This is a genomic window from Paenibacillus sp. 01L418 (genome assembly GCF_056400045.1).
On the sequence record NZ_JBFTSN010000696.1, the window covers coordinates 1 to 1,865 of the forward strand.

The 1,865-nt window shown below is 50.4% G+C and carries 2 protein-coding genes; both read left to right on the forward strand.

What is annotated here, in order from left to right; all coding sequences use genetic code 11:
- The coding region (locus AC1DSE_RS34765) for a glycoside hydrolase family 3 C-terminal domain-containing protein (RefSeq protein WP_477529066.1) at positions 1-1,091 on the forward strand (1,091 nt) is incomplete at its 5' end.
- 26 nt (positions 1,092-1,117) lie between these two features.
- The coding region (locus AC1DSE_RS34770) for a glycoside hydrolase family 125 protein (RefSeq protein ID WP_477529067.1) at positions 1,118-1,865 on the forward strand (748 nt) is incomplete at its 3' end.

Here is a 1,865-nt window from a genome sequence, read left to right on the forward strand (position 1 = left end):
ATCAGGTGCTGCCGTTGTCAACAAACTTGAGCAAAATCGCGGTCATCGGACCTAACGCGAACAATATTTATAACCAATTGGGTGATTATACATCGCCGCAGGAGCGCTCCGGAATTGTGACGGTACTAGACGGCATTCAGCGAAAATGCGTAGGCCAAAGCGAGGTCATGTATGCGCCGGGCTGCCGCATTAAAGATCCGTCGAAGGAAGGATTCGAGCACGCATTCCAGATCGCTCAGGCTGCAGATGCGATCATAGCCGTAGTTGGCGGTTCCAGCGCAAGGGACTTCGGCGAAGGAACGATAGATTTAAAGACGGGTGCTGCGATTATTACCGATCAGTCAAGCTTAAGCGATATGGATTGCGGAGAAGGATTTGACAGAGCGGAACTGAGTTTGTCAGGCGTTCAATTGGAATTGCTGAAAGAGCTTCACAAGACAGGCAAACCGCTTATCGTCGTTTATATCAACGGACGGCCGATCGTGGAACCGTGGATTGACGAACACGCCGATGCGATTCTAGAGGCTTGGTATCCCGGACAGGAAGGCGGGAATGCAATCGCGGACGTTCTATTCGGCGATTACAACCCGTCCGGCAGGCTCACAATATCGATTCCCAAGCATTCGGGACAGCTTCCGATTTATTACAATACGAAGCGGACCAAAGGCAAGCGATATGTGGAGACAGACTTAGAACCTAGATATCCATTCGGTTATGGCCTTAGCTACACGTCTTTCCAGTATGACGGCATCACGCTAAGCAAATCTAATATAAAGCCGGATGAGAGCTGCACCGTAAGCGTTGATGTCACGAATATCGGCGGAATGGCGGGACAGGAGGTCGTACAGCTTTATGTAACGGATGTTGTCAGTTCCGTAACGAGGCCACCTTTGGAATTGAAGGGCTTCCTGAAAATTCAATTGGAGCCTGGCGAATCGACGACCGTCCAGTTTACGATCGCAAAGGAACAATTGCAATACGTAGGAAGGGACTATTGCCGCATCGTCGAACCGGGTCAGTTCCGTATCCAAGTAGGCGGCCACGCGGAGTCGCTCCTTGGGGCTGACTTGTATGTACTTCCACCCAAATAAGTATGGAGAGAGGATGAAACAACACTATGAAAAACCATCGTTTGCCGCAAATTGATATCCCCGAGCTAAAGCTGCCGCCTTCCATCGTAAAGGCGATGGAGGAAGCGGAGAAGCTGCTCGCTCATCGGCCGAAGCTTAACCGATTATTTCAGAACTGCTTCCCAAATACGCTGGAGACGACAACAAAGCTGCTGGAGGACGGGACTACCTTTGTCCTAACAGGAGACATCCCCGCTATGTGGTTGCGGGATTCCGTTGAGCAAGTGATGCATTATGTCCCGTTTGCCAAGGAAGACACCGATTTGCAGCGTATTCTGGAGGGAGTCATTAATCGTCATATGTTCTACATTAGCATTGATCCTTATGCTAACGCGTTTAACGAAACCGCGAATGACTGGCATTGGAACTCCGGAGACGAAACGGAAAGTTCGCCTTGGGTGTGGGAACGTAAATTCGAACTCGATTCCATGTGCTTCTCTTTCCGTCTAGCCTATCATTATTGGAAGGAAACGGGCCGGACGGGCATATTCAATGAGCAATTCAAAGCTTCTTTGCTGGCGATGCTGGATGTCTGGCAGGTCGAGCAGCAGCATGCTGAGCTCTCTACGTACAGGTTCCAGCGTCATAATGGAATCATGATCGATACGCTGCGGAGGCAAGGGCGCGGCATGCTGGTCAACGAGACTGGCATGATCTGGTCGGGATTCCGTCCAAGCGACGATGCTTGCGATTTCCATTTCAACATTCCATCTAATATGTTCGCCGCTGTAACAC